This window comes from Planobispora longispora, assembly GCF_016863135.1.
Taxonomy (GTDB): domain Bacteria; phylum Actinomycetota; class Actinomycetes; order Streptosporangiales; family Streptosporangiaceae; genus Planobispora; species Planobispora longispora.
Map to the genome: position 1 here is coordinate 23,005 of NZ_BOOH01000018.1, position 25,824 is coordinate 48,828.

The window sequence follows — 25,824 nt, forward strand, 5'->3', positions numbered from 1 at the left end:
CTCCTCAAATCCCATCGCGGATGCCCCTGGAGGACGTATGCCCCGAATCACCGTCACCGTCGACGGAATCACCTACGAGGAGGAGGTGGAGCCGCGTCTCCTCCTCGTCCACCTCCTGCGAGACCGGCTCGGCAAGACCGGGACGCCCGTCGGCTGCGACACCGGCAACTGCGGCGCCTGCACCGTGATGCTCGACGGCAAGAGCGTCAAGAGCTGCTCCGTGCTCGCCGCGCAGGCCGACGAGTGCGACGTCGTCACGATCGAGGGCCTCGGCCGCGCCGGCGAACTCCATCCCATGCAGCAGGCGTTCCACGCCGAGCACGCCCTGCAGTGCGGATACTGCACCCCCGGCATGATCATGGCCGCGATCGACCTCCTCCGGGACACCCCCGACCCCTCCGACGAGGCCATCCGCGAAGGGCTGGAGGGCAACCTGTGCCGGTGCACGGGCTACAGCAACATCGTCCGCGCGGTACGGCGCGGCGCGCGCGAGATGTCCGGGGAGACGCCCGCCCCGGCGACCGGCGGGGAGGTGCGGACCTCATGACGGAGCAACTCGACGCCGGTCTGGTCGGCCGGCAGATCGCCGAGAGCGACCAGCTCGGCGACCCGAAGGACGGCCGCGAGGTCGGCCGGGCCCGCCGGCGCAAGGAGGACGCCCGGCTGATCACCGGCCGGACCACCTGGACCGACAACATCCAGCTCCCCGGGATGCTCTACGTGGCGTTCCTGCGCAGCCCGATCGCGCACGCCCGGATCACCCGGGTGGACGCCTCGGCCGCGCGCGCCCGCCCCGGCGTGGTCGCCGCCCTCACCGGCCGGGACTTCGCCGACGAGCAGGGCAGCCTGCCGTGCGCCTGGCCGGTCAGCGAGGACGTCGTCATCCCCGACCACCCGCCGATGGCGAGCGACGAGGTCCGCTACGTCGGCGAGGCCGTGGCCTGCGTGGTCGCCACCGACCGCTACAAGGCCGTCGACGCCCTGGAGGCGATCGAGGTCGACTACGAGCCGCTGGAGGCCGTACTCGACATGACCGAGGCCCTCGCCGAGGGCTCCCCGAAGGTCCACGAGGCCGGGAACCAGGCCTTCACCTGGAAGTTCTCCGGCGGCGACGCCGAGGCCGCGTTCCGCGACGCCCCCGTGGTGATCGATCGCACCTACGTCCAGCAGCGGCTCATCCCCACCGCGATGGAGCCCCGCGCGGTCGTGGCCACCACCGACGGCGGCTCCTTCACCGTCTACTCCGCCACGCAGATCCCGCACATCCTGCGCGTCATGCTGGCGCTGACCACCGGCATCCCCGAGCACCGGCTGCGCGTGATCGCCCCCGACGTCGGCGGCGGCTTCGGCTCCAAGCTCCAGGTCACCGCCGAGGAGGTGCTCTGCCTGCTGCTGACCCGCAGGCTCGGCAAGCCGGTGAAGTGGACCGAGTCCCGCTCCGAGGGCAACCTGACCGTGCACCACGGCCGCGACCAGATCCAGAAGATCTCCCTCGCCGCCGAGCGGGACGGGCGGATCCGCGGCGTGCGGGTGGATCTGCTCGCCGACATGGGCGCCTACCTGATGCTGGTCACGCCGGGCATCCCCCTGCTCGGCGCGTTCATGTACAACGGCATCTACAAGATGGACGCCTACGACTTCCGCTGCACGGGCGTCTTCACCACCAAGATGCCGACCGACGCCTACCGGGGCGCGGGCCGTCCCGAGGCCACGTTCGCCATCGAGCGCACCGTCGACGAGCTCGCCCACGAGCTGGGGATGGACCCGCTGGAGGTACGGCGCCGCAACTGGATCACCCACCAGGAGTTCCCCTACGCCACCATCGCCGGGCTCACCTACGACTCCGGCAACTACGAGGCCGCCACCGACCGGGCGATGGCCCTGCTCGGCTACGACAAGCTCCGCGCCGAGCAGGCCGACCGGCGTGATCGCAGGGACCCGGTCCAGCTCGGCATCGGCGTGTCCACCTACACCGAGATGTGCGGCCTGGCCCCCTCCCGCGTGCTCGGCTCGCTGAGCTACGGGGCGGGCGGCTGGGAGCACGCCGCCGTCCGCGTGCTGCCCACCGGCAAGGTCGAGGTCGTCACCGGCAGCTCGGCGCACGGCCAGGGCCACGAGACGGCCTGGAGCCAGATCGCGGCCGACGCGCTGGGCGTGCCGTTCGAGGACGTCTCCGTGCTGCACGGCGACACCGCGATCGCCCCGCAGGGCATGGACACCTACGGCTCGCGCTCGCTGGTGGTGGGCGGCATCGCCGTCCTGCGCGCCTGCGAGAAGGTGAAGGCCAAGGCCGCCGAGCTCGCCGCGCACCTGCTGGAGGCCTCCCCCGACGACGTCGAGTTCTCCACCGGCACGTTCGCGGTCCGCGGCACCTCCGAGGGCAAGACCATCCAGGAGCTCGCGCTGGCCGCCTTCGCCGCCCACGACCTGCCGGAGGGCTTCGAGCCCCGGCTGGACGCCGAGGTGACCTTCGACCCGGAGAACTTCTCCTTCCCGCACGGCACCCACCTGTGCGCGGCCGAGGTGGACACCGAGACCGGCATGGTGAGGATCCGCTCCTACGTGGCCGTGGACGACGTGGGACACGTGGTGAACCCGCTGATCGTCGAGGGCCAGGTGCACGGCGGCATCGCGCAGGGCATCGCGCAGGCGCTGTTCGAGGAGGCGGTCTACGACTCCGACGGCAACCTGCTCACCACGACGATGGCCGACTACCTGATCCCGTCGGCGGCCGACCTGCCCGACTTCGTCACCGACCGGACCGAGACCCCGGCGGCCAGCAACCCGCTCGGCGTCAAGGGCGTCGGCGAGGCCGGGACGATCGCCTCCACGCCGGCCGTGGTCAACGCGATCGTCGACGCGCTGCGGCCGTACGGCGTGAACGACGTCCCGATGCCCTGCACGCCCGAGCGCGTCTGGCGGACCCTGGCCGGCGCCGCCCCGCCGGGATCCACCGCCGCGGGCCGGGGCGGCGCCGGCGAGTCCGAAGGAGGCGAGCGATGATCCCCGCGACGTTCGACTACATCCGGCCCGCGTCCCTGGACGAGGCCTGCCACGTGCTGCGCGACGCCGGGGACTCCGGGGACGACGTCAAGGTCCTGGCCGGAGGCCAGTCGCTGCTGCCGCTGCTGCGCCTGCGGCTGGCCTACCCGTCCGCGCTGGTGGACCTGGGGCGGCTGCCCGGCCTGCGCGGCGTGGAGGACCGGGGCGACCACGTGTTCATCGGCGCGCTCACCACCCACGACGAGGTGCTGCGCTCCCCGGTGGTCCGCGAGCACGTCCCGCTGGTGGCGATGGCCACCGCCACCGTCGCCGACCCCGCCGTACGGCACCGCGGCACCTTCGGCGGCTCCCTGGCCCACGCCGACCCCGCCGGCGACCTGCCCGCCGTCGCCCTGGCCCTGGACTGCGTGTTCATCGCCCGGTCGGCCGAGGGCGAGCGGGAGATCCCGGCGGCCGAGTTCTTCACCGACTACCTGGAGACGGCGCTGCGGCCGGGCGAGGTCCTGATCGGGGTCCGGGCGCCCAAGCTCGGCGCGGACTGGGGCTTCCACTACGAGAAGTTCACCCGGACCGCGCAGGCCTGGGCGATCGTCGGCGTGGCGGCCGCCGTCCGGTCGGAGGGCGGCGACATCGCCGAGGCCCGGATCGGGCTGACCAACATGGGCCCGACGCCCCTGCGGGCGCAGGTGGCGGAGGAGGCGCTGCGCGGGCTGGGCGTCGCGCACGGCAACGGCGGCGGCCCCGCTCCCGGAAGCGCCCCCGGCAGCGCCCCCGATGGAGCCCGCGACCCGGTCAGGGACGCCTGCGGCCAGGCGGCCGAGGGCGCCTCTCCCCCGTCGGACCTGCACGCCAGGCCCGACTACCGCGCCCACCTCGCCCGGGTGCTGACCTACCGGGCGGTCCGGGCGGCGAGCGCCTGAGCCGTGCGGCGGGCCGGGGAGACGCGTCCCCCCGGCCCGCCGCACGGAGTTCCCCCCTCCCCTGCCCTCTGGCGATGTCGCCGTGCGCGGTCGTAATGTCACAAATACGCGGCGTCGCGGAAACGGCCGACTGTCCGACCGATCGACAAGGAGCGGATCGATGGCTATGCGGTTCGAGCACGAGTTCACGGTTCCGGTCCCGGTCGAGCAGGCGTGGGCGGTGCTGCTCGACGTCGAGCGGGTCGCCCCCTGCCTCCCCGGGGCCGCGCTCGACTCCGTCGACGGGGAGTCCTTCACCGGCCGGATGAAGGTGAAGGTCGGCCCGATCACGGTCACCTACCGGGGTGAGGCCGTCTTCCAGGACGTGGACAAGGACGCGCACGCCCTGACCATCAAGGCGTCCGGCAAGGAGGCGCGGGGGTCCGGCACGGCCAGCGCCACGGTGACCGCGCGCCTTCACCCGGAGGGCGCCGACACCAGGGTCACGGTCGAGACGTCGTTCAACGTGACCGGCCGCCCCGCCCAGTTCGGCCGGGGCGTGATGACCGAGGTCGGCGCCAAGCTGATCGACAGGTTCGCGGCGAACCTCTCCGACCTGCTGACGGAGGGCCCCGCCGGTCCCGCCGCCGAGACCGAGACGTCCTCCGTCGTCCCCCTCACCCCGGCGGAACCGGTCTCCCCCGCTCCGGCGCAGGCGCGCCCCCCGGGGGAGGGCGAACCGTCCATCCCGGCGGAGCCCACCTCTCCGGCCTCCCTCAGCGTGGTCCCGACCCCTCGCGAGGTCGCCCCGGCGCAGGAGGTCCGCCCCGTCGCCCCGGTGGAGGAGCTCCGCGGCCAGGACCCCCATCCGGCCGGGACCGCCCGCACCTCCCTCACCCCCGACGAGGAGGCCCTGGACCTGCTCGAGGTCGCCGGCGTCCCCCTCCTCAAGCGCGCCGCCCCCCTCGCCGCCGCCCTGGCCGGGCTGTTCCTGCTCGCCTGGCTGATCCGCCGCGCCCTGCGCCGGTGAGCCTTCCGAAAGCCGACACCGCCGCAGGCCGGGGCCTGGCGGCGGCGATGTCGGTGACGGGGTGGTGGCAGTGGCGGCGACGTCGGCGGTGACGGTGGCGTCGCCGGTTCAGGCGGCGACGGCCTCGATCGCCGGGACGCGCAGGGCCCGCCGGGTCGCGGTGAGGCTGCCGGCCAGGGCGATGGCGGCGGCGATGACGACGACCACGAGGTAGGGGACGGGGCCGCCGCCCGGCACGATCGAGCCCGTTCTGGCGATGCTGAACGGGATGACGGTGACCAGCGCGGCGACCGTGCCGAAGGCCACGCCGGTGGCGGCGAGGACGGCGCTCTCCCCCGCCACCATGCGCAGGACCTGCCGGGAGGTGGCGCCGACGAGCCTGTGCTGCCCGAACTCCCGGCGGCGGGAGGCCGTCGTGGCGACCATGGTGTTGACCACCATGATGGCGGCGAACGTCAGGATCATGCCGATGACGACCAGGTTGGTGGTCTGGGCGTGCTGGTGGTCGGCGGTCCTGACGACACCCGCGGCGACGCCGGCCGCGTCGTCGGTGGCCAGCATGTAGAGGGTGCCGGTGGCGATCCCGGTGAACAGGATCACGGGCATCAGCGCGGGGGCCAGCTGAGCGGTCCGCTGGGCGAGGTTCGATCCGGCGAGGTGACCGGCCACGCCGCCGACCCGCTCCATCAGACCGGTGAGCCGGGTGGCGGTCAGCCGCAGCAGCGCCGGGGCCAGCAGCGCGAGACCGGCCGAGAACCAGATGGAGGCGGGTCCCGCGGTGGCCATCGGCTCGAAGTCGTCCCTGCCGCGCATCACGGTGGCGGTGACGACGGCCAGGTCGGTTCCGAGGAACAGCAGCAGGCCGGCCGCGGCGATGCGCTTGCGGCTCAGTCGCCCCTCACCGGTGGCGGCGTCGAGGGCCGACGCGGCGGCGCTCATCCGGGCGGTACGGCGCGCGCCGACGGTCGCGGCGACCAGGGCCGCGGCGATCGTCACGCCGAACCCGAGATGGATGGCGAAGCCGCCGAACTGGTGGTGCACGTCACCGCTGATCTGTCCCGAGCCGGTCAGCCAGGCCACCAGCACCCGGCCGACGGCCCGGGCCGGGACGATCGCCAGGAAGACCGCGGCGAGGGCGAGGACGAGGGCCTCGCTGACGATCATCCGGGTGATCTGGCGGGGGGTGGCGCCGATGTTCCTCAGCAGCGCCATCTCGGCGGCGCGCTGGCGGACCGACAGGCCCAGGGTGGAGGTGACCGCGAAGGTCACCAGGATCAGGCCCCAGCCGCCGACCACCGCCGCCAGCGTGGTCAGCATCTCCTGCGCCGCCGGGTCGAGGCCCGGCTCGCCGGCGGTGTCGAACAGCGACCCGAAGGCCATCAGGATCACGGCGCCGAGGAACATCGCCAGGAAACTCGCCAGGAACCCGCTCGCGCGGCCGCTCAAGGACCGCAGTGCCAGGACGAACATGGTCAGACCCCTTCGAAGAGTCGCTGCTGCGCGGTCATGGCCGCGGCCCAGTCGCCCGGCCGGGCGATGCGCGCGGCCGGATCGCCCAGCCGGACGACGCGCGCGGCCGAGTCACCCGGCGGGGTGACGCGCGCGGCCGAGTCGCCCAGCCGGGTCATCCGCTCGGCCACCGCCTCCGCGGTGGGGCCGGCCAGGTGCCCGGCGATCCGGCCGTCGGCCAGGAAGATCACTCCGTCGGCGTAGGACGCGGCGACCGGGTCGTGGGTGACCATCACCACCGTCTGCCCGTGCCGCCGGACGGCCTCGGCCAGCAGGTCCAGGACGTCGCGGGCGCTGCGGGTGTCCAGCGCCCCGGTCGGCTCGTCGGCGAAGATCACGCTGGGACCGGCGACGAGGGCCCGGGCGATCGCGACCCGCTGCTGCTGGCCGCCGGAGAGCTCGGCCGGCCGGTGGTTCAGCCGTCCGGCGAGACCGACCCGCTCCAGCACGGCGACGGCGTGGGCGCGGTCCGCCTTCCGGCCCGAGAGCCGCAGGGGCAGCAGGACGTTCTGCAGCGCGGTCAGCGTGGGCAACAGGTTGAACTGCTGGAAGACGAAGCCGATCCGCTCCCGGCGCAACTCGGTGCGGGCGCTCTCGCTCTGCCCGTCGATCTCGACCCCGCCGACCGTGACACGACCGCCGGTGGGCCGGTCGAGCCCGGCCGCGCACTGCAGCAGGGTGCTCTTGCCCGAGCCGGAGGGGCCCATCACCGCGGTGAACGTCCCGGCGGGCAACGAGAGTGTGACGCCGTCGAGCGCGGTCACGGCGGTCGGGCCGGTTCCGTAGATCTTGCTGACCGCATCCAGGTGCAGTGCTTCGGCCTGCCTCATCGTCGTTCACTCCGCTCTCTCATGAGCCGCCCTCTCGGTGGGCGACGTGATCGACGGTACGGAGACTTGTTCATTTGCGCAAGGCGTTTGCCTAATTCATTTGAATTAGGCGGATGCCTAAGTCGGTTGCTACGATGGGCCCATGGGAAACCGTGAAGACCTCCTGGACGGAGCGATCCGCTGCCTCCACGAGAAGGGGTACGCCCGCACCACCCTCCGCGACATCGCCGGTGCGGCGGGCGTCAGCATGGCCGCCGTCGGCTACCACTACGGATCCACCGAGGCCCTCCTCAACATCGCCCTCATGAAGGCCATCGAGGAGTGGGGCACGGAGTTCGGCCGCGCGCTCGGTGGCGGCGAGCCCGGTTCCGACCAGCCCGGCTCCGGCCTCCGGGAGTACGAGTCGATGTGGGACCGGCTCATCGGCTCGGTCGCCGCCCACCCGCCGATGGCGCTGGCCAGCTTCGAGGCGTTCGTCCAGGCCCAGCGCGTGCCCGAACTGCGCGAGCAGATCGCCGCCGGACAGCGGGAGGGCCGCCGGGGCCTGGCCGCCATGCTGACCGGCACGCCCGAGCAGGCCGTTCCCGACGACACCGCCCGCACCCTGGGGTCGGTGCAGCTCGCCCTGATCACCGGGCTCATCGTGCAGTGGCTGACCGACCCCGACAACGCGCCCTCCGGCGCCGACGTCGTCGCGGGCCTGCGCGCGCTGGCCGCCGGGCTGCAGAGCTGACACCGGGACCGCCGGACATCGGGTCTTGATCGACAGGATGCCAGGTGATGATCTGCCGTACACGGCCCAATGGCAGGAGGCGCACGATGGATTCGACCGAGCGCGACGTCACGCCGGGCTCACCACGCTGACCATGCCGGCCATGCAGTTCCTGATCTTCATGCGCACCGACGTGTACTTCGTCCTGCAGGACGTGACCGGGTGCCGCGACCCGTACGGCGACGCCTCCGCCTACGCCCGGCACCTCGCCCGGCGCGTCCTGCGCCGCCCCTCGGACGATCCGCTCCCGCGGGCCTCCCGGCCGGGCAGCCGACGGCTCCGGCGAGTCCGGCGGCTCCGGCGGCTCCCCGGGGAGCGGGAAACAGCTTCCCACAAAAGCCGTAAATCCCACATCAATGCTTGACAAAGCGGACAAACACCCGCTTATTCGCGGGAATAGTGCGGATCGTGATCAATGCGCCCGACTGCAGTGTGATCGTCATCGCCTACAACGACGCCGCGCGGCTGCCCAGGGCCGTGCGGTCGGTGCTGGACCAGTCGTTGCGGAATCTCGAAGTGATCGTCGTGGACGACGCGAGCACCGACGGCACCGAGGAGGTCGTGCGCGGGCTCCAGCTGGCCGACCCGCGCGTCCGCTACGTCCGCAGGCCGCGCAACAGCGGCGGCTGCGGAGCGCCGCGCAACGACGGGGTGGCCGCCGCCCGCGCGCCGTACGTCATGTTCCTCGACAGCGACGACCGGCTCGCCAAACACGCGTGCAAGAGCCTGCTCCTGGAGATCGAGCGGACCGGCGCCGACTTCGTCACCGGACAGATCACCCGGTTCTACGAGGCGACCCGCAAGAGCAAGCGGTACTACCCCGAGCTGTTCGCCCGCCGCAGGACCGTCGAGGGGATCGCCGCGGACCCCGGGATGTTCCTCGACTCCTTCTCCACCAACAAGCTCTACCGGATCGACCTGCTCCGGCGCGTCCCATTCCGGGAGGACCTGCACTTCGAGGACCACGTCTTCACCGCCGAGCTGTACTGCCTGGCCCGCAGGTTCGCGGTGGTCCCCTGGACCGTCTACGTCTGGCACCGGGCCCGCGAGACGGCCGAGGACCAGCTGTCGATCTCGCTCAGGTTCCGGGAGATGGACAACGTCCGGCAGCGGATCAGGGCGGCCCGGCTCAGCGACGAGATCCTGCGCGATCACGGCCACGATCACCTGGTCCCCGAGCGCCAGCACCGCTTCCTCCGCCAGGACCTGCGGGTCTACCTCAACACGCTGCCCTCGCGGGACCGGGCGTGGGCCGAGGAGTTCGTCTCCGTCGCCGGGCCGTACCTGGCGGGCATCGACCCGGCGGTGCTCGACCGGATCGAGCCGGTCGCCCGGGTCTGCTGCATGCTGATCCTCACCGGCCAGGTCGACGAGCTGATCGTCGCCGCCCGGTCGCTCAACGGCCCCAAGGCTCCGCCGCGCTTCGCCGTACGGGAAGGGGGGCGCACCTACTGGGGGAGCGTCCCGGCCAGGGGGATGGACATCACCCCGCTCCGGATGGCCGAGCTGCCGTTCACCGCCGCCCGCCTCCGGCACGAGGCGGCCTTCGCCGTGGACGGCTCCCGCCTCTCCCTGAGGATCAGGACCTACGACCCGTTCGGGGTGCTGGACGCCCACCCCGGCTGGAGCGCGTTCCTGAAGGTGCGCTCCCACCGGGTGCGGCTGACGCCCCGCGAACAGCCCGACGGCAGCCGCCTGAGCGAGGTGACGGTGGACCTGGCCCGGATCGGGACCGGACGCCTGGGCTTCGACGGCCGCTACGACCTGAGCGTGGCCGTCGTCCGCCCCGACGGCCGGTCCACCTGCGACCCGCTGCTGGCGGACCCGGCCGCCGATCCGGTCGCGGCGGCCGTCCCCGGGCACGCGGTGACGGTCGGCGCCGTGGGTTCGGCCGCGTTCCTGCGGGTGGCCTGGCGGCGGCGGGGACTGCTGCGCCAGGCGCCCAGGCTCGCGCGGGCCGGCAGGAAGCTGGTCAGGAGGCTGAGCACCCCGGAGCTGAAGCTCCGCGTCTACAAGGGCCTGATCAAGGTGGTGCGGCCGCGCCCGGATCTGGCCCTGTTCGAGTCCGACGTCGGCGCGGGCTGCACCGGCAACCCGCGCTACGTCTACGAGGAGCTGAGGCGGCGCGGGGCCCCGATCCGGATGGTCTGGTCGGTGGCCAGAGGGCGGCGGAACTTCCCCGCCGGCGCCCCGCTGGTGCGGCGGATGAGCTGGAAGTACATCTGGACGATGGCCAGGGCGGGCTACTGGGTGGACAGCCACGGCCTGCCGCTGGACTATCCCAAGCCGCGTGGGACCCGCTACCTGCAGACCTGGCACGGCCAGGGCATCAAGTCGATCGGCTTCAACGCCCCCGACCTGCGGGCCGACTTCGCCGGGCCGCGCGCCCAGTGGCGGGCGGCGGTGGCGCGCTGGGACGCGCTGGTCTCGCCGAGCGCCGAGTTCGAGCGGATCTTCGTCCCGTCGAACGGGTACACCGGTCCGGTGCTGCGCTACGGCTCGCCCCGCTGCGACGTGCTCGTCCACGGGGACCCGGCGGCGGTGGAGCGGGTGCGCGACCGCCTGGAGATCCCGCCGGACCGCAAGGTGCTGCTCTACGCGCCGACATACCGGGACCAGGCCAAACGTTCCGGGCAGTCGATCCGGGCCGACCTGGAGGCGATGGCCGAGGCCCTCGCCGAAGAGTGGGTCGTCATCCTGCGTCCGCACCCGGTCGAGCGCTACCGGGTCCCCGAGCACCTGCGCCACTTCGTCCGCCCGGCCGGGTCGTACCCGGAGATCAACGACCTGATGCTGGCCTCGGACGCGCTGCTGACCGACTACTCGTCGGTGATGTGCGACTACGCGGTCACCGGCAAGCCGATGCTGTTCCTGATCGACGACTGGGACGAGTACCGCCGGGTGGAGCGGGGGGTCTACCACGATCTGCCCGAGATCGCCCCGGGCCCGTGCCTGACCACCACCGAGGAGCTGATCTACGCCTTGCTCGACCTCGACGACATGTCCGCGTCCTTCGCCGCCAAGTACGCCGCGTTCCGCCAGATGTGGTGCGCCGACGAGAGGGGGAACGCCGGCGTCCGGGTGGTGGACGCCTTCTTCGGCCCCCGGCGGGTCCGGCTCCCGGTTCGCCACGGCCCGCCCGCGGTCTCCCGGCATCCGGTACGGCACCCCGTCCGCGGAGCGAGTGAGGAGTGGTGAGCGACCCATGAGCGCGGAGCGACCCCGACGCAGCGAGCGCAGTGGCCGGTGGAGGAACGACACCGTCCGCGGAGCGAGTGAGGAGTGGTGAGCGACCCATGAGCACGGTCTTGTTCGCCTGCATGGACGCCGACACGCTGGGCGGCATCCAGCGGGTCACGCATACCGTGGCGCAGGGCCTGGCGGGGCGGGGACACGAGGTGCACGTGCTGGGGCTGCACCGGGCCGAGAGCCCGTTCCGCTACGTGGAGCGGCCGGGGTACCACCGCCACGTGCTGCACCGGACCCCGATGGGGGCGAAGGTCTCCCGGCTGGGCGCGCGGCGTGAGCGGCGGATGGTCGCGGACCTGTGCCGCCGGCTGGATCCGGGTTTCGCGGTGCTGACCTCGCCGGGCGCGGTGACCCGCCTGCGGAGTCTGCTCCCCGGCCATCTGCTCCCGATCGGCCAGTACCACGGCTCCTACCAGCACGCCCGCGGCTCCTGGCACCTCGGCTCGGTCCGCGGGCACTACGGCCGGTTGGAGAAGGCGGTGTTCGTCAGCGATGACGACGCGTGGCTGTTCTCCGAGCACGCGCTGCTGCCCAACGCCTGGTCCATCCCGAACCCGCTGCCCGCCTGGCCGGCGCGGGCGGCCGATCTGGCGGCGCACCGGGTGCTCGGGGTCGGCAGGCTGGAGGGCGTCAAGCGGTTCGACCGGTTGATCTCGGCCTTCGCGCTGGCCTGCCGGGACGTGGCCGGCGACTGGGAGCTGCACCTGATCGGCGAGGGCGAGGACCGGGAGCGGCTGCGGGAGCACGCGCTGGCGTGTGAGATCGCGGACCGGGTGGTGTTCCGGGGGGCGGTGCCCGCGACGGAGATGGGCCGCGAGTATCTCGCCGGGTCGGTGCTGGGGCTGTCCAGCGAGCACGAGGGGTTGCCTCTGGTGGTCGCGGAGGCCGCCTCGCACGGTGTGCCGGCCGTGGCGTTCGACGTGTCGGGCGGGGTGCGGTCGCTGGTGCTCGACCGCCGGACCGGGGCGCTGGCGCCCCCGGCCGACGTGGACGCGTTCGCGGCGGCCCTGGCCAGGCTGATGGCCTCGGAGCGGGAGCGGCGGCGGCTGGGCGCCGCCGCGCGCGCCCACGTCGAGGCGTTCCGGCTGGAACGGGTCCTGGACCGCTGGGAGGCGCTGTTCGAGCACATCCTGCGCTGATCCGTCCCGTACGGCGAGCCGCGGGCCTCGCGGGGCCGGTGCACCGGCCCCGCGGTCAGGCGACGGGGACGGGCGGCTCGTGGCGCGGCCGGGGAACGCCGGCCAGCGCGAGCTGGCCCTCGGTGAGCCGGGCCGCCGGCGGGTTGGGCTCGCGGAGCCGCGCCAGGCGGTCGGCGGCCGTCCGCTTGAAGCGGGCCAGCCTGCGCCTGGCCGCCGTGTGCTCGTAGGCGAGGAGCTGCGAGCGGCCGGCCCGCGGCCCCCCGCTCAGCTCGTAGCCGTAGGCCTCCAGCCGGTCCGCGAGCACGCTCTCGCACAGCGCGATCTCCTGCCGGCTCAGCCGGTCCTTCCAGGAGCCGGAGCGCGCGGTGGTCACCTCGCCGCGGGTGCGCTCGTGCCAGGTCTTCCAGGACGGCACGACGCGCGCCATCCGGCTCGGCTCGCACATCGCCGGGTCGTACTCCTCGCCGAGGAAGCCGCAGAGCCTGGTGAGCTCGGTCTCGGGATCGCGCGTCAGGTCCTCGTAGCGCAGCTCGTGGTAGCTGCCCGGGGGGAGCCTGGGCGCGCTGCGCCGGGCGAAGTCGATCGCCTCGGCCCAGACGGAGATCGCCTCGTAGGTGCTCCCGTCGTACCAGGGCATCTCCTTCAGCGACGCCACGCAGTCCCGGCCGTCCCTGATCAGGTGCACGAACTGGGCGTCCGGGAAGAGCCGGAGCAGGACGTCGGCGCTCTGCAGGTACGCCGGCCGCTTGTCGCCCCAGCGCGGCTTGCCGAACCTGGCGGCGTAGGCCCGCAGCACGATGCCCAGCGCCGAGCCGAGCGTCGGCGGGCCCTGCACGATCTCCTCGGTCACCTCGGCCGCGTCCAGCTTCAGCTCGTGGAAGCGGGACTGGCGGCGGCCGACGATCCAGTCGGCCAGTTCGCGGCGGCGGGCCGGGTCGTCGAGGTCGCCGAAACGGAGCCGCCGCTGGTAGGCCGCGACCATGAACCGGGTCTCCGGCGGGATCGCGATGCGGGGATGGGCGTGCGTCATGAGCTGCAGCATCGTCGTCCCCGAACGGGGGCAGCCCAGGATGAAGATCGGTCTGTCGGACGGCATGGTCAGACCCTCGCGAGCTCGCCCAGCTGGCGAGTGGTGAGCTGCGCGGCCACCGGACCCGGCTCGCGGAGCCGGTTGATGCGGTCCCGCAGGTCCTTGCGGCGCCGGGCGGCGCGCCGCTTGGCCGCGACCTTGGACACCTCCGCGACGTGCTCCTTGTCCGCCTTGGGCGCGCCGGTCAGCTCGTAGCCGTTGGCGGTCAGCCGCTCGGCCAGCACGGTCTCGCAGACGGACACCTCCCACGGCTCCAGCCTCGACTTCCAGGAACCGGTGCGGGCGGTGGTCACGTCGCCGTGCGTGTTGAGGTGCCACACCCTGTTCTGCGGGATCGCCTGGCGGGCGACGTGGCACGGCTGGCTCATCGCCGGGTCGTACTCCTCGCCGAGGAAGCCGCAGAGCTTGGCGAGCTCGCCGTCGGGGTCGCTGGTCAGGTCCTCGTAGCGCAGCTCGTAGTAGCTGTCGGCGGAGAGGTTCTTGGCGTGGCGGCGACCGAAGTCGATCGCCTCGGCCCAGTTGTTCACCGCGTGGAAGACGTCCTTGGTGTACCAGGGCATCTCCTTCAGCGAGGCCACGCAGTCGCGGCCGTCCCTGATCAGGTGGATGAACTGCGCGTCGGGGAACAGCCGCAGGAGCATGTCCACGTAGTGGTAGTAGCTGGGCCGCTTGTCGCCCCAGCGGGCCTTGCCGAACTGCTCGGCGTAGGACCGGAAGGCGATGCCGATCGCGGATCCCAGGGTGGGCGGGCCGGCGACGACGTCCTCGACGAACCGCTCCCCGTCGAGCTTGAGCTCCTTGAACTTGGTGTCCTTGTCGGTCACGATCCACCGGCCCAGCCTGCGCCGGTTGACCTCCTCGCGCAGGTCGCCGAAGACGAACCTGCGGTAGTAGCCGGGCACCACGAACCGCGTCTCCGGCGGCACCCCGATGCGCGGGTGGGAGTGCAGCATCAGCTGCAGCATGGTGGTGCCGGAGCGCGGGCAGCCGATGACGAAGATCGGACGATCGGACTGGATCACAACGAACCCCCGTGGAAAGTCGGTCAGACAGGTAGGCGCTGCGGGATCGGCGAGGCGGGCGCCGTACGGGTGGACAGCCACAGCACGTAGATCAGGAAGATCTCGTTCAGCAGGAGCAGCGCGCCCGCCCCGGTCGAGACGGGCAGCAGCGCCCAGGACCCCAGCAGCGGGGCCGCCACGAACACCGCGGCGTGGAACTCGATCCCGCTCATCAGGTGAGGGCGCACCCGGTGACGGCCGAGGAAGCGGCCGATCCTGCGGTAGAGCCGGAGCACCCGGTGGGCGCCCGGGTGCGGCTGCGCCGAAGCCTCCCGGATCAGCGCGGCGGCCTCGTTCAGCACGGCGGCGACCTCGGCGGGCCCGGGGTCGCACGGGACCCGGTTCTCCCCGGCGGGGTCTTGCCGGGCAAGGTGCTCCCCGGCGGGCTCCCGCTGGGCCCGGTTCTCCCTGACCACCTCGCGCACCCGCTTCATCTGCGGCGCGTTCACGTAGCGGAACAGGTCCAGCACCGTCACTCCCGCGCCGAGCAGGATGTAGGCGACGTCCCCGGTGACCGCGTACTGCCCGGACGCCAGCCCGGCCGCGCAGCAGATCACCCGGATCCGGTCTCCCATGTAGTCGACCCAGAGCCCGAACGGCGTCCCGGTGCCCTTCAGCCGGGCGATCTTCCCGTCCGTGCAGTCGACCATGAAGCTCAGGTAGAACAGCGCGGCCCCCGCCGCGAGCTGTCCCAGCGCGAACGAGATCGCCGCCGTCACGCCGAGGGCCATCGACACACCGGTGAGCCCGTTGGGCGTGATGGCCGTGCGGTCGGCGACGAGCAGCGTCAGCCGGCACGCGACCGGATCGACCAGGAAAACCGTCCACCAGGAATCCCTGGGCTTCCTCACCGCGTGGACGTCGTCCATGGAGTAGGCCCTCATAGCTGTCAGCATGACGACCCCAGGGGTTCGGGCAATGACTGTCTGTAACTAACGGACGGTCTCCATGCCAGTTCTTGACCAATCCGGACCGTACGGCTCACCGCCCGATGGGAAGGGGCGCACCCCGGCCGGTGCGCGCGCCGGTCAGACGAGCACACGCTGCGGGTCTTTCCGCACCGCCGGGGCGGCGGCCGCCGGCACCCGGGTGAACCGCCACAGCCGGTAGACCAGGTAGACCTCGTTCAGCAGGAGCAGCGCGCCCGCCCCGGTCGAGACGGGCAGCAGCGCCCAGGACCCCAGCAGCGGGGCCGCCACGAACACCGCGGCGTGGAACTCGATCCCGCTCACCAGATGGGTACGGATCCGGTACCGGGCGAGGAACGGGCCGATCAGGCGGTACGTCCCCAGCACCCTGCGGACGCCGCCGGGCCGGGACGCGGCGGGCGCGTCGATCAGCGCCACGGCCTCGTCCAGCACCGCGTCGATCTCCTCGCGCGTGACAGAGACCTCCCCAGGTTCCCGGGGGTCCCCCGTCGCGGGGCTCAGCGCCTCCCGGTCCTCCCTGACCGCGTCGCGCACCCGCTTCATCTGCGGCGCGTTCACGTAGCGGAACAGGTCCAGCACCGCGACCCCCGCACCGAGCAGGACATAGGCGACGTCCCCGGTCATCATGTACTGCCCGAACGCCAGCCCGGCCGCGCAGCAGATCACCCGGATCCGGTCTCCCACATAGTCGACCCAGAGCCCGAACACCGTCCCGGTGCCCTTCAGCCGGGCGATCTTGCCGTCCATGCAGTCGACCATGAAGCTCAGATAGAAGAGCACGGCCCCCGCCGCGAGCTGCCCCGCCGCGAACCACAGCGCCGACGCCACGCCGAGCGCCAGCGAGAGGCGGGAGAGCCCGTTGGGCGTGATGGCCGTGTGGTTGGCGGCCAGCAGCGTCAGCCGGCACGCCACCGGATCGACCAGGAAAACCGTCCACCAGGAGTCTTTGAGCTTGCACGTGGCACGGACGTCGTCCATGGAGTAGGCCCTCATAGCTGCCAGCATGGCGACCGGGAGGGTTTCGGCAATGACGCTCTGTAACTATCGGGAGGTCTCCATGCCACTTCTTGACCCTGCCCGCACGGTGCCGCCCGCCGCCGGGGGATCTCATGACCCACCCGCCCGTTGAGCGTTGCCTCCGGCGCGGGAGAGCCCTTCCGCGCGGCCGTTCCCCGAACGAGAGAACCGCCCCGGCGTGTGATACGCCGGGGCGGTTCCGGGTGGGGGGCGGGTACGGTCGCGGAGGGACCGTACGGGCGGGTGCGGGCCGCGCCGGGGAGAACCGGTCAGGTGAAGACCCGGTCCACGACCCTCGCCGCGGCGCCGCCGTCGTCGAGCGGGCAGTGCCTCGCCGCGAAGGCCGCGTAACGCTCCGCGTGCTCCGCGGCGACCCGGTCCAGCCGCCGGAGCGCGGCGACGACCTCCTCCGTGCTCCTCAGCAGCGGGCCCGGCAGCTCGTCGAGGCCGAGGTAGAGCCCTCCGGCGGTGGCCCGGAAGCGCTCCAGGTCGTAGGCGTACAGCAGGATCGGGCGGCCCGTCACCGCGAAGTCGACCATGGCCGAGGAGTAGTCGGTGATCAGGACGTCGGTGACCAGGAACAGCTCGTTGACGTCCGGATAGGCCGACACGTCGATCACGGACTCCCCGTCGGCCCGCAGCGACCCGCCGATGACGTCGGGATGCCTGCGGACCAGCAGCACGTGGCCGGGGCCGAGCGCGTCCCGCATCCGGTCCGCGTCCAGCCGGAAGTCGAACCGGGGGCGGCCCTTCCCGTCGAGCCTGTCCTCGCGCCGGGTCGGGGCGTACAGGATCGCCTTGCGCCCCGGCGGCAGGCCGATCCGCCGCCTGACCCGCTCGGCCGTCTCCTCCCCGCCGGGACGCGACAGCACGTCGTTGCGCGGGTAGCCGGTCTCCAGGACCGTGCCCTCGAAGCGGAAGGCGTTCCGCAGGATCTCCGTGCACCACGGGCCGGGCGAGACCAGGAAGTCCCACTGCGCGACCCGCCTGGCCAGCCGCTCCCGGTACTCGCCGGCCTCGAACGGCGGCCGCTCCAGGTCGAGCCCGAGATGCCGCACCGCCGACCCGTGCCAGGTCTGCAGGACCGTCTGCCCTTCCCTGCGCTCGAACCACACGGGCAGGTGCGTGTTGACGACGACGTACCGGCAGCGGGCGAGCGCCTCGTAGTACTCGCCGCCGTTGAGCCGGACCGGGGTCACGTCCTCGGGCGGCTCCGCCTGGCCGTCGCGGACGACCCAGAGGAAGTCCAGGGCGGGCTCCCTGCGCCGCAGTTCCTCGTAGATCGCCTTCGGGTTGTCGGAGAACCGCCTGCCGCCGTAGCTGTCGAACAGCACGGCCTGCCGGAGCGGCTCCCGCCGCCAGGCGGGGTAGCGCTCCCCCCGCAGCGCGCGCTGGGCCGGGGCGCCGCGCTCCTCCTCCGTCAGGTCGCCCTCCGCCGTGAGCACGACGTTCCCGGCCTCGTCCGTCTCCAGCGCGAAGGCCGCGGACGCGGAGGTCACGGGTGCGGAGGTCACGGAGCGGACGGGAGTCCCGGAGCCGGCGGGGACTCCGCGCACCACGGCGCCGCCGGTCGCCTCCAGGGGGAGGTCCCGGTCCGGGGTCCGCAACGCCAGCCGGTAGGTCCCCGGAGGCAGCGGGAGCGTCCCGGCCAGGGACCGGACCGCGCCGGGAGTGACGACCGCCTCGAAACGGCCGCCGTCGCAGCGGACCGGGAACAGCCGCTCGTCGTGGTAGTCGGCGCGGGAGGCGACGAGATGGGACGGCGTCCCCCCGAATCCGGAGCACCCGCCCGCGATCCTGCCGGTGAGCAGCAGCCGTGCGCCCTCGGACCACTCGGCCCCCTCCAGGGCGGCCGCCGGAGGCTGCACCCGCAGCACCGCCTCGCCCGCCGGCGAGGCGGTGACGACGATCTCGCGGTCGCCCGCCGCGTGGCGGATCGCGGGGAGGTCGTCGACGATCGGTGACGACGTCGCCCCGTCGACGACCCGCAGCCGCCACTCCACCCTCGCGTCCAGGGCCCGGGCCTCCGGTCCCGCGGGGCCGAGCCGCGGCGCCCGCGCGGGCAGCACGTCCCGCAGGTCGATCTCGGCCCGGAAGCCGCCGTCCTCCCCGGTCCCGCCGGGGAGCAGCGGGCGGGACACGACCGGGCCGCCCGGCTCGCGGATCAGGTGGAGGACGGGGTCGGCCATGTCCGCGAGGGCGCGCCCCGTCAGCCGGAGCCGTCCGCCGTCCACCGTCCGGGCGGTGAGCCGGAACCGCTCCGGCTCGATCCGGATGGCGAAGTCCCCCTCGTCCTTCTCCGCGAGGAGCTTCACGCCGGGCCGTACCTCGCGGACCGTCTCGGCGCCGTTCGCGCGCAGGCGCTCGCGCCGCACCATGCCCCGGTGGAGCACCATCAGCTCGACGTGCCAGGTGGCGGCCCGCCCGTCGGCGAGTTTGGCCGGGTCGACGACGAAACGGAAGCCGCCCCAGTCGCGCCGCTTGCGGCTGGTTCGGGGGGAGCCGATCGATCCCGCCTGCACGGCCGTGACCGGCAGGCGGATCTGCCGCCCGGTGCCCGACTGCACCAGCGAGGCGAACACCTGCTGGTGCATCCGCTGGGTGGGGCGCAGGTAGCGGAGCGTCGCCCGCCCCTCCACCACCAGGCGGCCGTCCTCCCAGCGCACCTCGTCCACCTGCTGCCGCAGGGTGAGGTCACCGCGCAGGCGCGTCACCTCCGCGGGCAGCCCGCCCACCGGCGTGCCGAGGTGGTAGCGGGCCCCCCGGCGTACGGCCTGCGGCTCCGCGCTCCGCTCCCAGGCGAGGTGTTCGAGCGCCTCGGCGATCCGGCCGTGACGGATCAGGTGCCACACCACCCGGCGGGGGGATGAGACGGAGGCGAGGACGCCGGGATCGACATCGTCGAGATACTCCGCCGTCAGCTCCGTGAACCGCCGCCGGAAGGCGTCGTCGCCGTGCTGGAGCGCCGCGAAGAAGACGGGGAGGTCGTGGTCCAGGACCGTGCGATCCCAGGCGGGGACGTACCGGGCGAAGCCCTCCCCGAGGAGGAAGGAGCGCACCGACCGCACGGCGGTGAAGCGGTCCTCCGCCCCGTCCACCCGCGCGCGGTCCTGGGTGATCGAGAGCTGCTCGCCCTCCCGTTCCCGCCAGAGGTAGACGGGGGCGGTCAGCACGTCCACCGACTTGGCGCGGAAGTGCGCCGGGAGGGCGACCGCGATGTCCTCGTACAGCACGCCCTCGGGGAAGCCCATCGCGTGCTCCTCCCAGAACGAGCGGCGCCAGAGTTTGTTGGTGACCAGCCGGTCCCGGAGCAGGACGTCGTGCTCGGTGACGTGGGTCCGCCGGGCCGGGCGGGCGCAGACCTCCCGGTGCATCGGCGACTGCCGGAGCCCCCGCCCGCCGAACCGGTGCACGTTCCCGAGCACCAGGTCGGAACCGGTCTCCAGGAGGTCTCCCGCCATGGTCTCCAGGGCGTGCAGCGGCAGCATGTCGTCGCTGTCGAGGAAGGCGAAGAATTCCCCGGACGCCCGCCGCAGGCCCGCGTTGCGCGCCGCGCCGAGACCCCGGTTGGGCTGGCGCACCAGCAGGAACCGGGGGTCGTCCGCCGCGTACCTCCGCGCGATCTCGGCGCTCGCGTCGGGCGAGCCGTCGTCGACCATGACGACCTCGACATCGCGCCAGGTCTGGGCCGCCAGGGACTCCAGGCACGCCCCCAGGTACGGCTCGACGTTGTAGATGGGCACGATGACGCTGATGAGCGGCACGGTCACCGCCCGAACCGCTGCCTGCGGGCCGCCGCCGTCCCGGCGGTCCCGGCCGCGCCGGTGACCCGGGCCGCGGCGGCTCCGGTGATCCGGGCCGCCCCGACCAGCCGGAGCCCCTTGCCGACGGCCCGGCGCAGCCGCCGTACGGGCACCCCGTCGAGCTGCCCGGTCCGCCGGCCGAGCGCCTTCTGCTTCCACCTGCGCGCGCGACGCTCCCACCTCTCGGCCCGCCTGCGCCACTGCTCCGTCTGGATCGCCGGCCCGATCCCGGCCGTGGCGCCCGGGGTCCCGGCGGGCAGGATCCCCCACCTGCGGCCGTCCTCCCAGACCACGTCGGAGATCCGGTGGACGATCTCGTCCAGGTCCTCGCCGGGCTCGGCGAGCAGCCATGCGCGCGACAGGACGGCGGTCCGCTCCAGGCGGGCCGTCACCACCTCCCGGTGCTCGTCCAGGACCAGGGAGACCAGTCCGAGGGTCCGCTCGTCGGCGAACTTCACCAGCCAGCCCAGCGTCTCCGGCTCGGGCGCCCACCCCGCCGGGCACCGGAACCGGAACGGCGACGGGAACGCCGTCTCGGCGGCCTCCTCGAGGCAGCGGACGCGGCTCTCCCCCCGGAACGTCTCCCGGATCAGGCGCAGGTCCAGCAGCGGGTCGTCCAGCGGGGAGCGCCGCTCGTCGGTGAGCCGGCTCCAGGAGCCGACGAGGGTCACCGACAGATCGGTCATCCAGCTCGCCAGCAGGGCGTTGACCGTGGCCCGCACGTCCTCCAGCGTGTGCCCGTCCACCGTGACCACCGCCTCCACGCGGGGGACGAGATACCGGCGGCCGGGACCTTTCGGCGAGCGGTACTGGCGGTGGGGGACCCGCTCGGCCATGAACGGCTTGGTGTAGCGCTGGACCTCCTCCTGCCGGCGCATCACCGTGGAGCTGCCGAGGTGGCGGCAGTGCGACTCCCGGTCGGCGACGAAGGCCGCGCCGGCCTGCGCCAGCCGGTACCCGATCTCGGTGTCCGAGCCGCGCGGCAGCGCGGTGTCCATGCCGCCCACGCGCAGGTACAGCTCCCGGGGCAGGGACGCCGTCGCGCCGACGTGGAGCCGGAAGACGTCCAGCCCGGCCCGGCGGAGGTCGCCGGTGCCGTCCCAGACCGCCTCGGTCCACTGGGGGGTGCCCTCGCCGTCGAAGAGCTCGGCCACGTTCCCCGCGGCGACGGCGGCGTGCACCTCCGCGGCGCTCAGGCGCTCCGGGTCCCACTCGTTGAACCTCAGGTGGCCCAGGAGCACGAGGTAGTCGGCCAGGTGGTGCCAGCGCATCTGCGCCTCGACGTGCTCCCTGACCAGCACCAGGTCCGAGTCGATCCGGTGCACGATCTCGCCCTCGGCGGCCGTCACCCCGCTGTGGAAGGCGTTGGCGATGCCCCAGCCACCGGGCCTGGGCCGTACGATCCGGGTGTTCTCCGGGACCAGATCGGGCAGGCGGAGCGAGCCGTCCTCGCTGTCGTCGACGACGACGACCTCCATCAGGTGGCCGGGGTAGCTCTGCCCGGCCAGGCTCGCGAGGGTGAGCGGGAGGGTGTCCTCGCAGAGGTACGCCGGGATCACGACGCTCACGGTGCGGCGGGGGGTCCAGCCGCCCAGCGCCGGAGGGGTCAGGCAGCCGAAGTCGTTCCTGCGGATCAGTGGCCTGGGGACTCCGGCCCCGTCCGGGCTCGCGGTACCTATGTGCATCACTGCCGTCCTTTGATTGCGATGGCCTCGCTGCTGGCGCCGGGCTCTCCGGGCGGAAGGTGCTCTTCCATCTCCATCAGCGCGTTCGGGTGGAACCCCCGCCACTGACGGCGGTAGTCCGACAGGAAGGTGTTGAGCGGCTCCCGCCAGGTGTGGCCCTCCACCTGGCGGCGGCCGACGAGGTAGTTGAAACCGTGGGTGCGGTAGATCCTGCCGCCGGCCGCGGCGACCGACTCCAGCAGCTGGCCGTCCACCGTCCGGGGGATGGGGCGGAACCCGCCCACCCCGTCGAAGGCGGCCCGCGAGATCAGGATGGAGCTGCCCGCGACGTGACCGCTGTAGAGCTCGGAGTCGACGCTGCGGCGGACGGTGATCCCGAGGGGTTCCAGGTAGTAGAACTCTCCCGCCGCCCCCACGAGGTCGGCGCCCGAGTAGCGCAGGGCGAGCACCAGGTCCGACAGGTGGTCGGGGCCGTACCAGTCGTCGTCGTCCATTTTGGCGAGGTAGGTCCCGGACGCGCGGCGGGCCGCCCGGTTGAGCACCTCGCCGAACACCCGGCCGCCGTCCTCCTCCACCACGGTGATCGGGCCCGGGTACGCGGCCGTCGCCTCGGACACCTCGGGCAGGCCGGCGGGGACGCCGTGCAGGGTGAGGATCACCTCCGTCTCCACCCCGCGCTGCCGGGCCACCTGGCCGAGCGCGAACGCCACCATCTCGGGCCGTCGCGTGCACAGCAGCACGGAGACCGACCGGGGATCCGGCGGCCGGACTCCCCGCTCCCCCGCGATCTGCCGCCACCGGGCCGCCGTGCCGTGCGTCGCGAGCGCCGCCCGCCGCAGCCGGATGCTGTACTGCTCGCGGAGCAGGGGGTCCGACAGGTCCTCCGGGCGGGCGCCGTCCAGCAGCGCCGCCAGCTCCGCGCCGAGCACCCCGCTCCAGCGGACGCCCGGCCCGGCCAGGACGGGGACCCCCGCGGCGGCCAGGCCGCAGACGACCCGCGCGACGCCGGCCGGCGCGGACCAGTCCCGGTCGAGGTCCACGGCCACGCCCGCGAGCTCCCGGACCCGGGTGACGTCCACCTCGGTGAGGGCTCCCGACAGCGGGAACCGCGTGACGACCTCGCCCTCCCGGACCAGCTCGAACGTCTCCCGCTCCTCGCGGAGCCCGCCGACGGGCCCGTCCACCGCGGGGAGGAACCCGATGGGGCAGATCGAGAGCTCGTCGACCGGGGGGATGTCACCGGGAGAGAGCGGCGGGTTCGGGCCGCCCCCCTGCCGGGCCCGGCCGGCCCCGTCCCCTCCGGACGGCCCGCCGCCCGTGCCGACCCCGCCTCCGGTGAGGAGCCCGTCTCCCAGGACGGGGCTCTTGCCGGCGGGGCCGTTCCCGGGGACGGGCTCGGCCCGGTCGACCGGCTGCACGGCCTCCGCGGGCCAGGGCGGCGCGTCGGCCCCCACCGTCCGCAGCGGGACCTCGCACCCCGGCGCGTCCCGACGGGACGGGACGGGGCCGGAGGCGGGCGCGAGCGTCACGTTGGTGTCTCCCGGCCGCCAGTGGCAGGATCCGACCCCCGCCAGGGAGACCACCGGAGCGTCCAGGACGCCTCGCGGGAGGGCGGTCAGCCCACGGGACAGCGCTTTCAGGATCTCCCCGGACGGCACCCGCCCGGTGAAGCTCAGGTCGATCCGCCACGAGTCGTCCGGCCTGGGCCGGACCCGCAGGTCGAGCAGCCGGTCCCAGTACCGGGCGTCGCTGACGCTCGGCACGGGCGTCCGCCGCCAGCCGGGCATCTCCGCGATGATCACCGCGATCTGGCTCGCCCTGGGGAGGAGATCCGCCAGGGGGACCGCGCGCCTCAGGTCCGAGGGCGTCCTCGCCGCCAGGAGGAAGACGCCCGTCTTCACCTCCGTGAGGGGGCGGTCCGTGGGCACGCCGTCCAGATCCGCCCAGGTCCCGTCGGCGCCGCACAACCGCGCCAGCAGACCCGGATATCCCGCGAAGCCGATATGACAGCCCAGGGTATTGGACGTGGCCCTCAGGAACCTTTTCATGCACATCCCCCGTAAAGCGCGCACGCGAGTCTTTTAATGCGGCTGTGCGAATCTATCGGCGGGCGCACATCGCCGACCTGGCTGTTTACCCTTAATTTAAGACTTCCGGGCGGCCTTCGACCGCGGGCCCGCCATCGGCTTATCGCGATATGCGGAACGGGGGAGTCAATCCGGAGCGGTCAGCCTGATCGGCGAATCCGCGCTTTCTCCGGTGTGTTTCACACGGGCGTGCCAGCCGCGGACGGGGAGCCGGTATTTCCGCCATTCTGCCAGGTGGGCGACATCCCTATCGGCGTTTTCCCAGAAGACCACCATGATCGTGGATCTGATCGCCGCCTGCTGCCCCAGGTGGTAGGCGGACGCGACCGTGCGCAGGTTCCCGCCGTGCGCGCTCATCGCCTTGCAGCCCAGGTGGTAGGAGATCTGGGCGGTGTTCCAGCCGTACACCAGGCAGGGACGCCGGTAACCGATGTCCTTCAGGCCCTCCGCGACCAGGGTCGTGTCGGCGCGGGACAGTTCCGCCGAGGCGAAGTTGGCCGCCACCGGAAAGCCCTGCGCGTACACGTGCCCGACGGCGACCAGCGCGCAGAACGCCGCCGCGCACCCGACCCCCGTCCGCCGCCGCAGCGCCGCCCCCAGGACCATGAGCCCGTCCGCGGCGAGGATCGCCCACAGCCCGTAGACAGGCAGCAGATAGCGCGGCGCCGTGAGGCCGGGGTAGTAGAGATAGGCTCCGGCGACGCCCGCGCCGACGGCGACGGGAAGCAGCGCCGCGATCCGGTCGCCCCGTCTCCCCGCCGCCAGGACGCCGGCCGCCGCCAGCAGCGCGGCCGCCGCCAGCCATGCCGCCCCCGCCGGGGTGACGGGGCCGCACCTGTCCAGGCTCGAACAGACCGTCGGCCCGTCGAGGGCCCGCACGTGGTGCTCGATCAGCCACTGGTTGGTCCCGAAGTTCTCGGTCGCCTCGCTGAGCCGTCGCGCGACTCCCCCGTGCCGCACCACCGCTTCCACGACCCACTGCCCGAAACCCACGACGGCGCCGGCCGCCAGCGAGATCAGCGCGAGCAGGGCGGGTCGGCGCCGTCTCCGGGACGTCGCCGCGGCCGCGGCGACCCCCGCCGTGATCGCGAAGACGACCAGGGCGTCCGTCGGGCGGAACAGCGGCAGGACGGCCGCGACGACCGCCACCGCGACCAGGACGCCCCGCCGGGAGGCGTCGCCCGGCGTCAGGGCGCGCAGCACCAGTCCGGTCAATGCCACGGTGCCGAGCGCGGTGTACAGGTTGGGCATGACCTGGTTGCCGTAGAAGAGCGTCGTCCAGCAGCTGGCGAAGACCGCCGCGGCCAGCGGGACCGTGTATCCGGGCCGCACCGGCAGCCAGCTCCGGAAGGCGCCGAACAGCAGCAGGGCGGATACCACCGCCAGGTACACCCGCAGGGCCACGACCGAGTCGGTGGCCATGACCACCGGCGCGACGAGCAGCGAGGTTCCCCACCCGCGGGACTCGTGGAACCCGACCGATGCCCCGTTGGCGGAGAACTGGGTGGCGTACACGGCCTCGTCGTATCCCAGGCCGCTGCCCGAGGTGAGGAAGAGGAGCTGGACGGCGGCGTAGGAGAGCGCCACGAACGCCAGCAGGATGCCGGGGCCGGACCGGGGACGATCCTCCGGGCGCGCCGGACCGGCGCCTGCTCCGCCGGCCGGCCGGCCGCGCGCCGCGCGCCCGTCACGATCCGGATTCGAGATCACGTCACATCGCA

18 protein-coding genes are annotated in these 25,824 nt (G+C 73.3%); 8 read left to right on the forward strand and 10 right to left on the reverse strand.

What is annotated here, in order from left to right; genetic code table 11:
* Positions 1-37: 37 nt before the first annotated feature.
* The 4 genes from Plo01_RS10775 to Plo01_RS40910 all read left to right on the forward strand — a co-directional run bounded on the left by Plo01_RS10775 (position 38) and on the right by Plo01_RS40910 (position 4,932).
* The gene (locus Plo01_RS10775; RefSeq protein ID WP_203890402.1) at positions 38-547 is read left to right on the forward strand and encodes a (2Fe-2S)-binding protein; all 510 of its coding nucleotides are present in this window, start codon (positions 38-40) and stop codon (positions 545-547) included.
* A complete protein-coding gene (locus Plo01_RS10780) occupies positions 544-3,003 on the forward strand; it encodes a xanthine dehydrogenase family protein molybdopterin-binding subunit (protein WP_203890403.1) in 2,460 nt (819 codons plus the stop codon). The genes Plo01_RS10775 and Plo01_RS10780 overlap by 4 nt, the downstream gene beginning before the upstream one ends.
* The gene (locus Plo01_RS10785) at positions 3,000-3,923 is read left to right on the forward strand and encodes an FAD binding domain-containing protein (RefSeq protein WP_203890404.1); all 924 of its coding nucleotides are present in this window, start codon (positions 3,000-3,002) and stop codon (positions 3,921-3,923) included. The genes Plo01_RS10780 and Plo01_RS10785 overlap by 4 nt, the downstream gene beginning before the upstream one ends.
* A 160-nt stretch (positions 3,924-4,083) precedes the next feature.
* Positions 4,084-4,932 carry an SRPBCC family protein gene (locus tag Plo01_RS40910; protein WP_203890405.1) on the forward strand — a complete coding sequence of 283 codons (849 nt, stop codon included), beginning with the start codon at positions 4,084-4,086 and terminating at the stop codon, positions 4,930-4,932.
* A gap of 108 nt (positions 4,933-5,040) precedes the next feature.
* On the opposite strand, the gene Plo01_RS10795 is transcribed toward Plo01_RS40910, so the two are convergent.
* Complete coding sequence (locus Plo01_RS10795) at positions 5,041-6,402, reverse strand: FtsX-like permease family protein (protein WP_203890406.1); 1,362 nt, start codon at positions 6,400-6,402, stop codon at positions 5,041-5,043.
* 2 nt (positions 6,403-6,404) lie between these two features.
* Positions 6,405-7,271 carry an ABC transporter ATP-binding protein gene (locus tag Plo01_RS10800; protein WP_203890407.1) on the reverse strand — a complete coding sequence of 289 codons (867 nt, stop codon included), beginning with the start codon at positions 7,269-7,271 and terminating at the stop codon, positions 6,405-6,407.
* Positions 7,272-7,413: 142 nt separating this feature from the next.
* Here Plo01_RS10800 and Plo01_RS10805 point away from each other — a divergent pair, with 142 nt between their 5' ends.
* The 4 genes from Plo01_RS10805 (at position 7,414) to Plo01_RS10820 (ending at position 12,431) form a co-directional block, all read left to right on the forward strand.
* Positions 7,414-8,004: a TetR/AcrR family transcriptional regulator gene (locus Plo01_RS10805; protein ID WP_203890408.1), complete on the forward strand. Its 591-nt coding sequence runs from the start codon at positions 7,414-7,416 to the stop codon at positions 8,002-8,004.
* A 37-nt stretch (positions 8,005-8,041) separates the two neighbouring features.
* Positions 8,042-8,407, forward strand: a complete 366-nt coding sequence (locus tag Plo01_RS10810; RefSeq protein WP_203890409.1) for a hypothetical protein — start codon at positions 8,042-8,044, stop codon at positions 8,405-8,407.
* A 44-nt stretch (positions 8,408-8,451) separates the two neighbouring features.
* Complete coding sequence (locus Plo01_RS10815) at positions 8,452-11,241, forward strand: bifunctional glycosyltransferase/CDP-glycerol:glycerophosphate glycerophosphotransferase (RefSeq protein WP_203890410.1); 2,790 nt, start codon at positions 8,452-8,454, stop codon at positions 11,239-11,241.
* 98 nt (positions 11,242-11,339) lie between these two features.
* Positions 11,340-12,431, forward strand: coding sequence for a glycosyltransferase (locus Plo01_RS10820; RefSeq protein WP_203890411.1), 1,092 nt, complete (start codon positions 11,340-11,342; stop codon positions 12,429-12,431).
* Between the two features lie 55 nt (positions 12,432-12,486).
* Here the strand turns inward: Plo01_RS10820 and Plo01_RS10825 are convergent, their stop codons facing one another.
* From Plo01_RS10825 to Plo01_RS10860, 8 genes are all read right to left on the reverse strand, one after another.
* The gene (locus Plo01_RS10825) at positions 12,487-13,527 is read right to left on the reverse strand and encodes a sulfotransferase family protein (protein WP_203890412.1); all 1,041 of its coding nucleotides are present in this window, start codon (positions 13,525-13,527) and stop codon (positions 12,487-12,489) included.
* 2 nt (positions 13,528-13,529) lie between these two features.
* On the reverse strand, positions 13,530-14,543 hold the full coding sequence (locus tag Plo01_RS10830) for a sulfotransferase family protein (protein WP_307837374.1): 1,014 nt from the start codon (positions 14,541-14,543) through the stop codon (positions 13,530-13,532).
* Positions 14,544-14,566: 23 nt separating this feature from the next.
* Complete coding sequence (locus tag Plo01_RS10835; protein ID WP_239316138.1) at positions 14,567-15,466, reverse strand: CDP-alcohol phosphatidyltransferase family protein; 900 nt, start codon at positions 15,464-15,466, stop codon at positions 14,567-14,569.
* 144 nt (positions 15,467-15,610) lie between these two features.
* Positions 15,611-16,504: a CDP-alcohol phosphatidyltransferase family protein gene (locus tag Plo01_RS10840; protein WP_239316140.1), complete on the reverse strand. Its 894-nt coding sequence runs from the start codon at positions 16,502-16,504 to the stop codon at positions 15,611-15,613.
* A gap of 293 nt (positions 16,505-16,797) precedes the next feature.
* Positions 16,798-20,298 (reverse strand): bifunctional glycosyltransferase/CDP-glycerol:glycerophosphate glycerophosphotransferase, encoded by a 3,501-nt coding sequence (locus Plo01_RS40915; RefSeq protein WP_203890415.1) that lies wholly within the window; start codon positions 20,296-20,298, stop codon positions 16,798-16,800.
* A complete protein-coding gene (locus Plo01_RS10850) occupies positions 20,295-22,016 on the reverse strand; it encodes a glycosyltransferase family 2 protein (RefSeq protein WP_203890416.1) in 1,722 nt (573 codons plus the stop codon). The genes Plo01_RS40915 and Plo01_RS10850 overlap by 4 nt, the downstream gene beginning before the upstream one ends.
* Positions 22,016-24,064, reverse strand: a complete 2,049-nt coding sequence (locus tag Plo01_RS10855) for a glycosyltransferase (RefSeq protein WP_203890417.1) — start codon at positions 24,062-24,064, stop codon at positions 22,016-22,018. The genes Plo01_RS10850 and Plo01_RS10855 overlap by 1 nt, the downstream gene beginning before the upstream one ends.
* 165 nt (positions 24,065-24,229) lie before the next feature.
* A complete protein-coding gene (locus tag Plo01_RS10860; protein ID WP_203890418.1) occupies positions 24,230-25,690 on the reverse strand; it encodes a hypothetical protein in 1,461 nt (486 codons plus the stop codon).
* Positions 25,691-25,824 lie beyond the last annotated feature (134 nt).

What these genes read in the sequence shown, in the direction of transcription:
- Plo01_RS10780 (WP_203890403.1), top strand. Translation starts at nt 544, where the DNA reads ATGACGGAGCAACTCGACGCCGGTCTGGTCGGCCGGCAGATCGCCGAG.
- Plo01_RS10855 (WP_203890417.1), bottom strand. Translation starts at nt 24,064, where the DNA reads ATGAAAAGGTTCCTGAGGGCCACGTCCAATACCCTGGGCTGTCATATC.
- Plo01_RS10785 (WP_203890404.1), top strand. Translation starts at nt 3,000, where the DNA reads ATGATCCCCGCGACGTTCGACTACATCCGGCCCGCGTCCCTGGACGAG.
- Plo01_RS10850 (WP_203890416.1), bottom strand. Translation starts at nt 22,016, where the DNA reads ATGCACATAGGTACCGCGAGCCCGGACGGGGCCGGAGTCCCCAGGCCA.
- Plo01_RS10840 (WP_239316140.1), bottom strand. Translation starts at nt 16,504, where the DNA reads ATGAGGGCCTACTCCATGGACGACGTCCGTGCCACGTGCAAGCTCAAA.
- Plo01_RS10820 (WP_203890411.1), top strand. Translation starts at nt 11,340, where the DNA reads ATGAGCACGGTCTTGTTCGCCTGCATGGACGCCGACACGCTGGGCGGC.
- Plo01_RS10775 (WP_203890402.1), top strand. Translation starts at nt 38, where the DNA reads ATGCCCCGAATCACCGTCACCGTCGACGGAATCACCTACGAGGAGGAG.
- Plo01_RS40910 (WP_203890405.1), top strand. Translation starts at nt 4,084, where the DNA reads ATGGCTATGCGGTTCGAGCACGAGTTCACGGTTCCGGTCCCGGTCGAG.
- Plo01_RS10805 (WP_203890408.1), top strand. Translation starts at nt 7,414, where the DNA reads ATGGGAAACCGTGAAGACCTCCTGGACGGAGCGATCCGCTGCCTCCAC.
- Plo01_RS10810 (WP_203890409.1), top strand. Translation starts at nt 8,042, where the DNA reads ATGCCAGGTGATGATCTGCCGTACACGGCCCAATGGCAGGAGGCGCAC.
- Plo01_RS10835 (WP_239316138.1), bottom strand. Translation starts at nt 15,466, where the DNA reads ATGAGGGCCTACTCCATGGACGACGTCCACGCGGTGAGGAAGCCCAGG.
- Plo01_RS10795 (WP_203890406.1), bottom strand. Translation starts at nt 6,402, where the DNA reads ATGTTCGTCCTGGCACTGCGGTCCTTGAGCGGCCGCGCGAGCGGGTTC.
- Plo01_RS10825 (WP_203890412.1), bottom strand. Translation starts at nt 13,527, where the DNA reads ATGCCGTCCGACAGACCGATCTTCATCCTGGGCTGCCCCCGTTCGGGG.
- Plo01_RS10800 (WP_203890407.1), bottom strand. Translation starts at nt 7,271, where the DNA reads ATGAGGCAGGCCGAAGCACTGCACCTGGATGCGGTCAGCAAGATCTAC.